Source organism: Marixanthomonas sp. SCSIO 43207, from assembly GCF_019904255.1.
Classification (GTDB): Bacteria; Bacteroidota; Bacteroidia; order Flavobacteriales; family Flavobacteriaceae; genus Marixanthomonas.
The window spans coordinates 2,932,606-2,946,824 of the sequence record NZ_CP063203.1 but is presented as its reverse complement, the minus strand read 5'-3'; the positions used below and the strand labels follow the sequence as shown (position 1 = coordinate 2,946,824).

The window sequence follows — 14,219 nt, the reverse complement described above, 5'->3', positions numbered from 1 at the left end:
TATTTTACGCCTGTGATTACAACGATTGCTATAAAAAATTATGCGTTAATTGAAGACATCCGGATGGACTTTAATAATGGTTTGACTATTATTACAGGAGAAACCGGTGCCGGAAAATCAATATTACTAGGAGCTTTATCATTAGTCTTAGGAAAACGTGCTGATTTAAACAGTATGCGAGACGCTTCAAAAAAGTGTGTAATTGAAGCTGAATTTTCTATAGAAAAATTTGCGTTACAAACCATTTTTGAGACCAATGATCTAGATTATGATGCTCATACTATCATACGTCGCGAAATTTTACCAAGTGGAAAATCTAGAGCTTTTATAAATGATACACCCGTAACTTTATCACAGTTACAAGCTGTAGGGCCGTATTTGGTAGATATTCATAGTCAACATGAAACGCTTTCCCTTTCAGAAGAAGATTTTCAATTGCAAGTCATTGATGCTTTGGCAAATAATCAAGATCATTTAAAAACATACAGTAATCAAGTTGTTGATTTAAAAAACACCGAAAAAGCCTTAAAAGAAGCACAGCTCAAAAAAAGTGAAGCAGCCAAAGAAATAGATTACAACACCTTTCTTTTTAATGAACTGGAAGAAGCAAATTTAACTTCAATTAATCAAAAAGAGCTAGAAGAAACCTATGAGACGTTAAGCAATGCCGAAGAAATTAAAGAATCACTCGCTGCTGTTGTTCAGTTATTTTCTGAAGAACAAATAGGAACGCTCGAAACCGCAAAAGAAGCACGAGCTTCATTAAATAAGTTGAAAAATTACGGTTCGGTATATCAATCACTGTGGGACCGATTGAATAGCGTTATTATTGAGCTTGATGATTTAAACGAAGAAATAGAACAAGTTGCTACTTCTGTAGAAGCAGATCCTAATCAATTGCTTGAAATAAACGAGAAGTTGCAAACCCTGCACAAACTACAACAAAAACATAATGTAGCAACTGTTTCAGAATTGATTGCTATAAAAGATTCTTTAGATAATCAAATTACAGATACCAACAACTTAGACACGTTGATTGAAAAGTTGGAAAAACAAGTTTCAACCTTAACATCTGAAGCAAGAAAAACCGGAAAATCAATCCATGAATCACGTAAAAAAGTACTTCCTACTTTAAAAGAGCGCTTAGAGAATATTCTGTCAAAACTTGGTTTACCCAACGCCCGTTTTGAATTTAAATTAGCAATTTCAGAAACATTCAGAGAGCATGGTATAGATACTCTCGAGCTTCTTTTCACTGCCAATAAAGGAATGAGTATGGGGTCTATAAAAAAAGTGGCTTCCGGTGGTGAGATGAGTAGAATTATGCTAGCTGTAAAAGCAGTATTGGCAGAGTATAAAACATTACCAACTCTTATTTTTGATGAAATTGACACGGGTGTTTCAGGAGAAATAGCTCATAAAATGGCAATCATTATGGACGAAATGAGTAAAACTATGCAATTGGTAAGTATTACGCATTTACCACAAATTGCTTCAAAAGGAGCACAACACATTAAAGTATATAAAGAAGATGTAAATAACAGTACCGTTACAGGTTTAAAGACTTTAACACAAGAAGAACGTATTGTTGAAATAGCACAGATGATAGGAGGTAAAGAAATAAGTGATTCTGCCTTGGCACACGCCAAAGAATTATTGAATTAACTGTATCTTTACAGAATAATATAGAGAATAACCTAAGCAACTAGATATGGCATATAATTTATTAAAAGGAAAACGAGGAATTATTTTTGGTGCATTGGATGAAAATTCCATCGCTTGGAAAACAGCTGAACGCGTTCACGAAGAAGGCGGAAGTTTTGTATTAACAAATGCTCCTATTGCAATGCGTATGGGACAAATTAATGAACTGGCAGAGAAAACCAATTCTGAAATTATTCCGGCAGATGCAACCAAGATGGAAGATCTTGAAAACCTAGTAGAAAAAGCAACTGAAATTCTAGGAGGAAAACTAGACTTTGTTTTACACTCAATAGGTATGTCAGTTAACGTACGAAAAGGAAAACATTATACCGATCAAAATTATGACTGGACGCACAAAGGTTGGGATGTTTCAGCAGTGTCTTTTCATAAAACTATGAATGTATTGTATAATAAAGATGCAATGAATGAATGGGGAAGTATTGTAGCACTTACATATATGGCAGCTCAACGTGTATTTCCAGATTACAACGATATGGCAGATAATAAAGCTTATTTAGAATCAATAGCACGAAGCTTTGGTTATTTCTTCGGAAGAGATAAAAATGTACGTGTAAATACCATTTCACAATCACCAACCCCTACCACGGCAGGAAAAGGTGTAAAAGGATTTGACGGTTTTATTTCATATGCAGAAAAAATGTCTCCATTAGGTAATGCTACCGCTATGGATTGTGCAAATTACACAATATCTTTATTTAGTGATTTAACCAAAAGAGTTACCCTTCAAAATTTATATAACGATGGTGGTTTTTCAAATGTAGGAGTGAGTGATGCAGTAATTGAAGCCTTTGAAAAAGAATAATACTACTTTTAATAGAAAGTTAAAAAGACTTGCGAAAGCAAGTCTTTTTTTTGTTAAATACTTAATTAGAAATTATTTATTTAATTGATTTCGTATTAATTGTTTTGTTGTTAAGACTTTTTTAAATATTTTTAAGCTAATATTAACTAAACTCTAATTTTTAATTATGAAGAAAATTACCTCGTTTTTGTGTATTATGTTTGGTTTGACATTGACCATACATGCACAAGTAATTCAATCATCAGGTAATGATGAGATTCAAAAAGAAATTGAAGCGGCAAAACACTACAACCAAGCCGAACCTTCAGTTTCGATAGAAACACTTTTAAAGAGACTTTCAAAAGTTTCAAATAAAGCAGATAATGTTTTAAATTATTTTTCAGCTGAAGAAAGTCAGCGATTAAGACGTTATTTCAAAAAACAAAACCATAAAGCTTCATTGGCAGATATTATTCCTACAGCAGGTGCAACAGAATCGTTCCCGGTAGCTGTGGGTGATTTTTTCTATGATAATGGAGGCCCAGGCGGAACAAATACAGATGGTGACCCTGGTAACTATGAAAACTGTAGCTGTGTTACCACCACAACTCTTGATGGTGCAACAGAGATAGAGTTTTTAGATTTTATCGTATTTGCCACTTTTGACTGGTTAAAAATTTATGATGGTGCAGATACCTCAGGAACATTATTATATGATAATGCAGATGGAGGTATTAATGAAGGAGACATTACATTAGCAGATATGATTGCATCAAATGGATCTGCACTTTTTAGCGGAACTTCTGGATCTATAACTTTTGAGCATAACGCTTCTGGAGTTATCAATAGATTAGGTTGGGAAGTTGAAATTCTAGCTACCGGAGGCGGTGGTGGTGGAGGAACCAACGACCCTCTTGCTTATGCAGTAGAAAATGCATCAGCTATGGTTGGTTCGTTTGACCCAATAGACCCTTCTGTATTTACTTCTATTGGTCCATCTGCTCCTGTAGGAGCAGGTTTTGAAGGTGCAGGAGCAGCAGATCCTAATGACCTTGAGACTATTTATGTTATTGATAGCTTAGGTGAAGCTTACAGCGTAGATACAACTACAGGTACATACACTTCACTTGGTAACGTAGGAGTGCCAGATATAACCGGTTTAGAATTCAATCCAGCTGATGGAAATTTATATGCTGTAACTAGCACAGAATTTTACAGCATAGATTTAGGTAGTCTTTCAGGTACATTAATAGGTCCATTAAATACTTCTGGAGCTATAGCTATTGCACTAGCAATAGATGGCGACGGAAATGCATACACCTATGACATTGCAGATGATACACTCTATTCAATTGATACATCAACAGGTGCAGCTACGGCAATAGGCGCTATTGGTTTTGATGCTAATTTTGGTCAAGGAATGACTTGGGATGTTAATACAGATCAAGTTTATATGACAGCCTTTAATAGTGTTCTTTTTGATTCAGAGCTGCGTACTGTAGATACATCAACAGGAGCAACTACTTTAATTGGACAAATGCAACCGGGTAGCTTAACGCAATATGGTTGGGTTGCTATACCAGATGCTAATCCAGATCCAATTAACTGTGATAGCACTGCATATGATTCTACCGCAGTACCATTTGATATAGATGGAACAGATACTAGCACAGCAGATTGTGCCAATGCACCAAATGAAATTCCTATTACTGTTTCTGAATTTGGAACTATAGGAGAAACAGCAACTTTAGAAAATGTAACTATCGATATTACACATAGCTGGTCATCAGATTTAAGAATCTATTTAGTTTCTCCTTCAGGTACTGAACTTGCACTAGCTGAAAGCTTAGGAGGTTCAAATGACGATGTTTATAATGGAACTGTATTTGAAGACGGTGGAGCCGATATCTCTGCAGCTACAGTACCATTTGGTATGGGACCATACGCTCCAACAGGAGGGGCTTTTGCTGCAGCATTTGATGGCGAAAGTATCAAAGGAGATTGGATACTAAAAGTATGTGATGACTTTGGAGGTGACTCTGGTCAAGTAGTTCAATTCTCTATGTCTATCTGTACACCACCATCAAATGATGAATGTGAATTTGCAGTAGCATTATCTTGTGGTGATAGCATTACTGGAGAAACTACTAGTGATACTAACTCTGGAGGTAACGATGCTCCGGATGAATTTTTCTCTTACACAGGAAGCGGAGACGCTGAGGTAGTTACTATTTCACTTTGTGGAGGTGGTACAGACTATGATTCAGCAGTTAGAGTATATGATTCTTGTGACTTAAGTAATGAGATTGCATTTAATGATGACTCTTGTGGTTTACAATCTGAAGTTTCATTCTATTCAGATGGTTCATCTACTTACCTTATTATGGTAGAAGGTTTCGGAACAGCTTCAGGTAACTTTAGCTTGGATGTAACTTGTATACCAGCATTAGAAAATGATGTATGTAGTGGTGCTTTACCAATTACATGTGGTGAAACTATCACCGGATCTACAGACAATGCTACTCCAGATACAGGTGCTCCAGAATGTAGCGGAACATCTATCACCGCTCCTGGTGTTTGGTATTCATTTACTGATGATTCAGGTCTTGTAAGTGATTATACTATTTCACTATGTGATTCAGACTACGATACTAAGTTATCTGTTTATACAGGTGATTGTGGAACGTTAGTTTGTGAAGCAGGAAACGATGATTCTTGTGGTTTACAGTCTGAAGTTTCTTTCCAAGGAGATGGAAATAGTACCTATTACATCTTGGTACACGGATTTGGAAGTGCTACCGGAAACTACTCTTTAAATGTAGATTGTCTTCCAGTACCACCACCTAACGATATGATTACAAACTCTATTGATATAGATGAATTAGGTGTAGTACCTTACACAGATCCAGGTGTACAAATGCCAGCTGCTACAACTGAAGCAGGTAACCCAAATAACTGTAACATTGATGGAGCAAATGGAGTATGGTACAACTTTACACCTGTAGGTGATGGAGAAGTAACTGCTACTGTTGAGTCACCAGCAGGAACAAGTGTAGTAACTTTCTTTGAAGCTCCAGATGAAAATGCTTCAGAAACTGATCTTACATTAGTTGCGCAAGGAACTAACCAATGTTTACCAGGAACTTCAACTACAATTACAACTACTGCTGGACAAGCATATTATGTATTTGTAGTAAATACCGGTGGAATAACCGATATTACAATTGACGGAACTAGTTTAGGAACAGCAGAAAACACTATCGATGGTTTCTCTTACTATCCAAACCCTGCAGACGATCAATTGACGTTAAAAGCAATGGATAACATTGATAATGTAGCGATTTACAATATTTTAGGTCAAAAAGTAGTTGACCAGACTATTGGAAGCATCTCTACAGATTTAAATATCTCTTCGTTAACTACCGGAACTTACATTATGAAAGTTTCAGTAAATGGAGAAATAGGAACCTATAAGATTATCAAAAGGTAATTTTTTCATATAGCTAATAAAAGCCACCTCGTTATCGGGGTGGCTTTTTTTATTCACTACATTTGCAATATGGATTTTTATTTTTCTTTTATAATACCTGTTTATAATCGTCCACAAGAGGTTGAAGAGCTTTTAGAAAGCTTTACAAAACTTGATTATTCTAGAGAATATGAAATCGTAATTGTAGAAGATGGCTCAACTATTTCTAGTGAGAAGATTGTCAATACGTATTCAAAATCTTTACCGCTCACATACTTTTTTAAAGAAAATTCTGGTCCCGGTTTGTCAAGAAATTTTGGCATGCAAAAAGCAAAAGGAAATTACTTTATCATATTAGATTCAGATTGTTTGGTGCCTTCACATTACTTAAAAACTGTTGAGGCCTTTTTAAAACAGAACTATTATGATTGTTATGGCGGTGCAGATGCTGCACATAGTAGCTTTTCAAGTATACAAAAAGCTATCAACTTTACAATGACATCATTTATTACAACAGGAGGAATACGCGGAAATAAAAAAAGTGTCAATCGCTTTGAGCCTAGGAGCTTTAATATGGGAATTTCAAAAAAAGCTTTTACAGAAACAGGAGGCTATGGCAAAATACACCCGGGAGAAGATCCAGATTTATCACAACGTATTTTAAAAAAAGGGTTTAATACAACTTTTATCCCAAATGCATACGTATACCATAAACGCCGTATTTCTTGGAAAAAATTCTATACTCAAGTAAAAAAATTTGGTTTGGTACGCCCTATTCTCAGTAAATGGCACCCACAATCATCAAAGATTACTTTTTGGTTTCCATTTTGCTTCGTAGTGTTTGTAACGTTGTCAATACTCTTATCTTTAGGTATTCATTGGCAATTTTTTATACCATTAGCAGTTTACTTGGCAATGGTTCTTATAAGTTCAGCTATTACCAATAAAAGTGTTTATATAGGATTGTTGTCAATATTAGCGCTATTTATACAGTTTTTTGGTTACGGAATCGCTTTTTTCAAATCCAGTTATTATATTAGGTTTTTAAATAGAAACCCTGAAAAACAATTTCCTTTTCTATTTTTTAATTAAACTACTTAATCATAATGACCTCAAAGCCTCAAAAAAAATACAACACCGGGAAAATAAAAAAGTTTCTGTTTTTTCTTTTCTTGGCTATTTTATTTTGGGTGCTTACTAAGTTTTCAAGAGAATATACAGCTACAGTTGATGCAACAATCATCTACAAAAGTATACCTAACGAAACACTATTGACCGAAAATAATCCTGAAGAGCTCTCTTTTGATTTAACCACAAACGGATTTGAGTTTTTGTATTATAAACTTAAAAACCCAACCGTGACCATTCAAATTTCAGATTATTATCAAAAAGGAAACAAGACAGTCACATTATCAGATGCTCAATTAACAAGTTTAATCTCTTCACAACTTGATAAAAACTTGACTGTAAAAAATGTATCAATTGATACATTAAAAATTAACTTAGAGCTTTTGGTTTCAAAGAAAGTCCCTGTTTTTTCCAAAGCTGAAATAGACTACAGAGAAGGTTTTATGAGTTTGGAAACACTTCAAATTAAGCCAGATTCAGTCCAGGTTTCAGGTCCCTTAGAGGTAATTAATGCAATTGATTCTATACCTACGATTTCAAAAAAATATACGGGGATTGACAGTAATTTTTCTGAAACTATAAAAATTGAAACGCCAGATGCTACTTCGGTTTCAATTACTCCAGAAACAGTTTCAATTTCATTAAACGTTCAAGAATTTACTCAAAAAGAAATCACATTGCCTATACAAATTATCAATTTACCGCCAGAAACTATCGTTAAGTTGATTCCTAAAGTAACCAAAGTGACTTTTAATGTTCCCATAAAAAGTTACAATACAATTTCAGAAAAAGATTTTCGGATCACTTGTGATTTTTCAAAACGTAATAGAACCGAAAACTTCATGCTTATTCAATTTTCAAAAAAACCCGATGGCATTCGAGATATTGAGTTGAAAGATAAAAAGATTGATTTTTTAATTTTTAAAAACGGTTCTGAAGAATGAAAATAGTAGGATTAACGGGTGGAATAGGAAGTGGAAAAACTACAATTGCTACTATGTTTAGTGAATTAGGGATTCCTGTTTATATAGCCGATGTTGAAGCAAAAAAGCTTACCAATTCTTCTGAAACAATAAAAAAAGAACTCATAAAAATACTTGGCGAAGAAGCCTATAATGACAAAGGCTTAAACCGTAAATATGTAGCCAACATTATATTTAATGATAATGAGCTATTAGAAAAAGTTAATGCGATTATACATCCACAAGTAGCAGAACATTTTAAGCAATGGGTTGCAGAGCAAACATCGAGGTATTGTATTAAAGAAGCTGCTATCTTATTTGAAAATGGCAGTTATAAAAATTGTGATTATACAATTTTAGTTACAGCTCCAAAAGAAACTAGAATAGAACGCATTTTACAACGGGATGATACAACTAGAGAAGAAATACATTCTCGTATGGATAATCAATGGCCCGATGAAAAAAAGCAGCAGTTAGCAGATTTTACCATAGAAAACGAAGACCTGAAAAATACTAAGAAACAGGTACTTAAAATTCATCATCACCTCTTGAAAATAGGACAATAACAACCATTTTGCTTCTTTTGTTAACATTTGGTTAAATGAAAACTGTGCTAAATGTTAAAATCTTACTTTTGGGCTATGAATAAAAAGCTATTCGCCTTACTTATAGCACTAATGAGTTTGTCGCTGCTAGGGATTATGTTTGTGCAGGGATACTGGATTGCGAATTCGTATCAAACTAAAGAAGAACAGTTTACTTTTAATGTACAGCAAACGCTTTTTTCTGCTACAAAACAGATTAAAGATAGAGAAATAGAAGACTTTTACAACGTTTATAGCCGGTATGTTGACAGTCTTGAGGTGCCTGAGAATGTCAATTTTAGTGAATTAGTTTACAAAACTAAAAACGATAGAACAAACGAGGTATTTATCTATTCAGATGGTATTTTGGAAGAAGATTATAAGCTTTCTTCTAGTTTTTTAGATATGGATTTTGATAGTATTCAATTTAAAAGATTGACTAATAGAAAGACTACTACCAAAATCAATCCTGGAATTGATAACGAAAACCCTTCAGAATCTAGAGAGATTTCATTTAAGAGATTAAAAGATTTTGAAAAAAACCAGTTTGAAAACGCCTATTTCAATATCTCAACAAAAGTACCATTACACAAGCGTGTAAATGGTCAAGAGATTGAAGGTTTAATAACAAAAGAGTTGAATGATAGGGGGATAGACTCAAAATTTGAGTATGCTGTGTATAGTAACAATTTAGCAACCAAAGTACGATCAGATAATTTTTCATTAGATCCAGAAAGTACGTATGTGGTACCATTGTTCGGAAACGATCAAGGATTTAATGATTATCAATTGTATGTGAATTTTTCAGAAAAAGAAAAAGTAGTACTCAATTCTATTTTGGGTATGGCAGTATTATCATTGATTTTTACTGCGGTAATTATATTAGCCTATGCAAGTGCTTTATCTCAAATTTTTAAACAAAGACAGATTTCACAAATTAAATCTGACTTTATCAATAATATGACGCACGAGTTTAAAACACCAATAGCGACAATTAATCTTGCCTTAGATTCTCTTAAAAACCCAAAAATAAAGGACAATAGAGAATTTTTGGAGCGATATTTAAAAATGATTAGGGATGAAAACCGTCGCATGCACGCACAGGTTGAAAATGTGCTGCGCATTTCTAAACTGGAAAAAAACGAACTTGATCTTCCAAAAGAGCGTTTAAAACTGCACAATATTATTAACGAAGCAATAAGCCATGTAGAACTTATTGTAGAAGATCGTGGAGGTTATATAACAAGTCATTTAGGAGCTTTAAAATCTTCGGTTTTGGCCAATGAGTCACACTTAACCAATGTAGTGGTTAACATTTTAGACAATGCTATAAAATACTCTGAAGAACCTCCTAAGATTGATGTGTATACTGAAAACGTCAAGGACTATATTATCCTTAAAATACGCGATCAAGGAATGGGTATGAGTAAAGCAACCCAAAAGAAAATATTTGAAAAATTTTACCGAGAACACACCGGTGATATACATAATGTAAAAGGGCACGGTCTTGGCCTAGCTTATGTAAAGCGAATTCTTGATGATCATGATGCACAAGTATATGTGGAGAGTGAAAAAGGAAAAGGCAGTACCTTTATAATAAAAATACACTTAATATCTTAAATTATGGAAACTGAAAACAAAAAGATCTTATTGGTAGAAGACGATCCAAACTTCGGAACGGTCTTAAAAGACTACCTAGCTATGAATGATTATGAAGTAGTTCATGCCAAAAACGGTATGGAAGGCTTTGAAAAGTTTAAAAAAGACGACTTTGATCTTTGTATTCTTGATGTAATGATGCCTTATAAAGACGGGTTTACATTAGCCAAGGAAATTCGTGATAAGAATGAAGATATTCCAATCATATTCCTTACTGCAAAGGCAATGAAAGAAGACGTTTTAAAAGGATACAAAGTAGGTGCAGATGATTACCTCAACAAACCTTTTGATAGTGAAGTATTGTTGATGAAAATTAAAGCTATTATTCAAAGAAAAGCAACAGACAGTATTGCAGACAGTAAGCAATTTGAATTTGAAGTAGGAAACTTCCACCTTAACTCTAAGCTTCGCTTTTTAACTTATAAAGAAGAAGATCCTATTAAACTTTCTCCAAAAGAGAATGAACTACTTAGACTGTTAGCATTGCATAAAAATGATTTAATGCCTCGTGAATTGGCTCTCACAAAAATATGGAGAGACGATAACTATTTCACCTCTAGAAGTATGGATGTTTACATCGCAAAACTTCGTAAGTATTTAGGAAAAGACGATGGCGTAGAAATTATAAATATACACGGAGAAGGATTCCGTTTGGTTGTTAAAGACGAAGTTGACAACTAGTACTATTTTATAATTATAAGTATTTAAGTGGGAAAACGCCCTTTTCAAAGGGCGTTTTTTGATTTGAGTTCTTGCACTATTTTTTCAGCAGACGTTGTGTAGTTAAACCAATGTATTGCTGGGTTTTTTTTGAACCATGTATTTTGCCTTTTAGCAAATCGCCTTGTGTTTTTCTTTATTTCTGAAACCGCAACTTCAAGTTCAACAGTTCCATCCAAATACTTAAAAAGCTCTTTATAGCCCACAGTTTGTAAAGCATTTAATTCCCTGTGTTTATAAAGTTGTTTTGCTTCATCAAGTAAACCTTCATCCATCATATTATCTACACGTTGGTTAATACGAGAGTAGATTACTTCTCTTTCTGCCGTTAATCCAACATAAAGAGTGTCAAAAAAACGTTCTTTTTTCTTTTGATTGAGAAATGAAGAATAAGGTTTACCAGAAACTCTAATAACTTCTAAAGCACGAATAACTCTATGCGGATTTTGATGATCAACCTTTTTATAATATTGAGCATCCTTATTCTCCAGTTCTTTCTGAAGTGATGCTAATCCATTTTCTTCCAACTCAAGAGTTAACGCTTCTCGTATTTCTTTCGGAACTTTAGGAAATGAATCGAGCCCTTTAACCACTGCATCAACATACAAACCAGAACCACCTACCATAACAGCAACATCCTTTTTTTTGAAGAGTTGTTTTAATGTTTCTAGTGCTTCTGTTTCAAAATCACCTACACTATAGGTTTCAAAAATGCTTTTATTTTGAATAAAATGATGTGGAGCAGCATCCAATTCTTGTGAAGATGGAACTGCCGTACCAATGGTCATTTCTTTAAAAAACTGCCTAGAGTCTGCTGAAATGATTTCGGTATTAAATAATTGTGCAATGTTAATGGCAAGTTTTGTTTTTCCTATTGCGGTAGGTCCTACCACACAAATAAGTAACGGTTGAGAAAAAGCCATTACGTGTCTTTTAAGTTTTCAGGATGTAGGTTTTGACCACATTTATGGCAAAATTTTGCATCATCACGATGTTTTAGAGCGCCGCAATTATAGCAGGCTTGTGTATTTACGTGAACATATTCTTTGCTTTTGGCATACTCTGCACTTACAATTCCTGTAGGTACTGCAATAATACCATAACCCAAAATCATAATGACGGTTGCTAGAAATTGTCCTAATGGTGTTACGGGAGCAATATCACCAAAACCTACAGTGGTTAGCGTCACAATACACCAGTAAACACTCACAGGAATGCTGTTAAAACCACTTTCTTCTCCTTCAATTAAGTACATCAAAGTTCCTGCAATAACTGCAATAATTAGTACCGCAAATAGAAAAACCAATATTTTTGGGCGACTATCGTTTAAAGCTTTTTTCAGTTTGTTGGCTTCACCTATATATCGAGTAATCTTTAAAATTCTAAAAACTCGCAGTAGTCTTAAAGCTCTCACAGTAATAAGAACATTACTACCTACCAATATAAATGAAAGGTATAATGGAATGGTAGACAGAAAATCGATAATTCCATAAAAGCTGAATATGTAATTGGTTGGTTTTTTTACGGTTAAGATTCTGGCAATGTATTCAAACGTAAAAAATATGGTGATTACCCATTCTCCTATGTATAAAATGTCATAAGCTTTTTCAGGAAGTCCTTTTACGCTTTCTACCATTACAAAAAGAACACTTAATAATATAAGAATAAGTAACACTACATCAAAGAGTTTGCCCATGGGCGTATCTGCCTCGGCAATAATCTCGTGTAATCTTTCACGCCATCCTTTATTTTTTTGTGTTTTCAATAGTAATGTCTTAAGCTATAAAAATAGGTAAGTTTAATTAATTTATAGCATCCTTTGCGAGATTAACAATTTTCAATTTTTTGTTTTTCCGAAGATAATTTTGAATAATATGTTGTACATCTCTATTATGTTGCATCGGATTTATAAGCGTTTTTAAAATGTTGGGATTGGTAATTTGATGATTTAACGAAAAAAAACCAAACCCCATATACCTTCCATCTTCAATTAAAACAACCGATCTTTCTTCTACATCTCGTCCTTTGTCAACAATAAGCATATGTTGATTTGTAAAGCTTTTTTGGGTTATAAATGCTCTTACTCGCTGGTTGTATTCTTCTGGGGTTTCTTGGTGTATACAAGCTCCATTACATTCTTTTATAGAATATTGAAAACAACTACCTTGGGTTTTATGAAGACCATTTAATTTTTGGCAAAGCGCATATTCTTCGGTTATTTTAAATAAAATTGCTTTTGCTTGTTGATGGTTTGTAAAGGTCGTAATGGCTTTTTTTCTACCATCGGCCTTTTCAATTTTTAAGTTTATGTATCCGTAATCGTCAATGAAAGATGTAAGTTGGTGGTTAAAAATTGATTTTCGCAAAGCACGGTTGTAAACTGGTTTGTTTCGTTTTATTTCTTCGCTTTCTTTCAATTGTGCAATGAGATCACTTCCAGTTTTTTCAAAACTCACACTAGTAACTTCAACTTGCATACGCTTTGATTTTCGGTTATCTGAAGTAAAATGCTGCACCAACCGTTTTTTGATATTCTTGCTTTTACCTATATAAATTATTTTTCCGTCTTCACGATGCATGTAATAAACTCCTGTTTCTGAAGGCGCTTCAGCAATTAAATCTAGAAGTTTTGGCTCTAATTGCCGTTTTGGATTTTTACGTACAGCAGCTTGGATTATATTTTTTGAAGTGTCTTTATTTAACAGCATTTTGAAGAGCGAAACTGTAGCCCTTGCATCACCCTGAGCCCGGTGTCTATCGGTCAATGGAATGCCTAAAGACTTGACTAGTTTTCCTAAACTATAGGAGGGAAGCCCCGGTATTAACCTTTTGGAAAGCTCAACCGTACACAGGGTGTTTTTTTCATATTTATAACCCAAACGGTCAAATTCTGTTGTGAGAATTCTATTGTCAAACTTAGCGTTGTGCGCTACAAGGATACAATCATCTGTAATTTCTATAATGCGTTTTGCAACTTCATAAAATTTAGGAGCATTACGTAACATTTGGTTGTTTATCCCGGTTAAGTTTACTACAAAGGGTTGAATGCTACGTTCTGGATTAATTAAACTACTAAATTGATCAACCACTTCGTGCCCGTCAAAACGATAAATAGCTATTTCAGTAATTCCCTCTTCATTATACTTTCCTCCAGTTGTTTCAATATCTAAAATGGCGTACATCTACTTATT

Annotated in this window: 11 protein-coding genes; 8 read left to right on the top strand and 3 right to left on the bottom strand. The window is 34.1% G+C overall.

The window, feature by feature from the left end; all coding sequences use genetic code 11:
* Nucleotides 1-12 precede the first annotated feature (12 nt).
* From recN to INR76_RS13795, 8 genes are all read left to right on the top strand, one after another.
* Nucleotides 13-1,665, top strand: coding sequence for a DNA repair protein RecN (gene recN, locus INR76_RS13830; RefSeq protein ID WP_223108540.1), 1,653 nt, complete (start codon nucleotides 13-15; stop codon nucleotides 1,663-1,665).
* A 46-nt stretch (nucleotides 1,666-1,711) separates the two neighbouring features.
* Nucleotides 1,712-2,527 (top strand): enoyl-ACP reductase, encoded by an 816-nt coding sequence (locus INR76_RS13825; protein ID WP_223108539.1) that lies wholly within the window; start codon nucleotides 1,712-1,714, stop codon nucleotides 2,525-2,527.
* A 166-nt stretch (nucleotides 2,528-2,693) separates the two neighbouring features.
* Nucleotides 2,694-5,996, top strand: a complete 3,303-nt coding sequence (locus tag INR76_RS13820; protein WP_223108538.1) for a proprotein convertase P-domain-containing protein — start codon at nucleotides 2,694-2,696, stop codon at nucleotides 5,994-5,996.
* Nucleotides 5,997-6,065: 69 nt separating this feature from the next.
* Nucleotides 6,066-7,067 (top strand): glycosyltransferase family 2 protein, encoded by a 1,002-nt coding sequence (locus INR76_RS13815; RefSeq protein ID WP_223108537.1) that lies wholly within the window; start codon nucleotides 6,066-6,068, stop codon nucleotides 7,065-7,067.
* 14 nt (nucleotides 7,068-7,081) lie between these two features.
* On the top strand, nucleotides 7,082-8,047 hold the full coding sequence (locus tag INR76_RS13810; RefSeq protein ID WP_223108536.1) for a hypothetical protein: 966 nt from the start codon (nucleotides 7,082-7,084) through the stop codon (nucleotides 8,045-8,047).
* Nucleotides 8,044-8,631 (top strand): dephospho-CoA kinase, encoded by a 588-nt coding sequence (gene coaE, locus INR76_RS13805; RefSeq protein ID WP_223108535.1) that lies wholly within the window; start codon nucleotides 8,044-8,046, stop codon nucleotides 8,629-8,631. The genes INR76_RS13810 and coaE overlap by 4 nt, the downstream gene beginning before the upstream one ends.
* Before the next feature lie 51 nt (nucleotides 8,632-8,682).
* On the top strand, nucleotides 8,683-10,269 hold the full coding sequence (locus INR76_RS13800; RefSeq protein ID WP_255592710.1) for a sensor histidine kinase KdpD: 1,587 nt from the start codon (nucleotides 8,683-8,685) through the stop codon (nucleotides 10,267-10,269).
* 3 nt (nucleotides 10,270-10,272) lie between these two features.
* A complete protein-coding gene (locus tag INR76_RS13795) occupies nucleotides 10,273-10,989 on the top strand; it encodes a response regulator transcription factor (RefSeq protein WP_223108534.1) in 717 nt (238 codons plus the stop codon).
* A gap of 44 nt (nucleotides 10,990-11,033) precedes the next feature.
* On the opposite strand, the gene miaA is transcribed toward INR76_RS13795, so the two are convergent.
* Genes miaA through INR76_RS13780 form a run of 3 tightly spaced genes read right to left on the bottom strand, consistent with a single transcriptional unit; the run spans nucleotide 11,034 to nucleotide 14,210 of the window.
* The gene (gene miaA, locus INR76_RS13790) at nucleotides 11,034-11,951 is read right to left on the bottom strand and encodes a tRNA (adenosine(37)-N6)-dimethylallyltransferase MiaA (protein ID WP_223108533.1); all 918 of its coding nucleotides are present in this window, start codon (nucleotides 11,949-11,951) and stop codon (nucleotides 11,034-11,036) included.
* A complete protein-coding gene (locus INR76_RS13785; RefSeq protein WP_255592708.1) occupies nucleotides 11,951-12,793 on the bottom strand; it encodes an ion transporter in 843 nt (280 codons plus the stop codon). Before INR76_RS13785 ends, miaA begins: the two co-directional genes overlap by 1 nt.
* A gap of 37 nt (nucleotides 12,794-12,830) precedes the next feature.
* The gene (locus INR76_RS13780; protein ID WP_223108532.1) at nucleotides 12,831-14,210 is read right to left on the bottom strand and encodes an exonuclease domain-containing protein; all 1,380 of its coding nucleotides are present in this window, start codon (nucleotides 14,208-14,210) and stop codon (nucleotides 12,831-12,833) included.
* Between the last annotated feature and the right edge of the window lie 9 nt (nucleotides 14,211-14,219).